1 protein-coding gene is annotated in these 230 nt (G+C 41.7%); it reads right to left on the reverse strand.

From position 1 onward, the window contains the following. The coding region (locus ACSVH6_RS13620) for a hypothetical protein (RefSeq protein ID WP_438079415.1) at positions 1-230 on the reverse strand (230 nt) is incomplete at both ends.

Here is a 230-nt window from a genome sequence, read left to right on the forward strand (position 1 = left end):
TCACTCTGTAAGTGTATGTGTAAGTCCCTTCAATGAAAGTTGAAATATCAATTGGCGAAGTTACAGGCTGCAAAGCACTGTCAAACCAAGAACCTGCCGGATCCTGACCTGTTAATAATGTATTCAAATCAAAGGTTCCAAAAGGGCAAACCGGTGGCACCGTAACTGCTGTACCCGCGTTTGGAGTTGGAGACAAATTAATAGTTATTGTAGCATCTTCATTGGTATTC

Source organism: Flavobacterium sp. XGLA_31, from assembly GCF_051547105.1.
In the GTDB taxonomy this organism is placed as follows: domain Bacteria; phylum Bacteroidota; class Bacteroidia; order Flavobacteriales; family Flavobacteriaceae; genus Flavobacterium.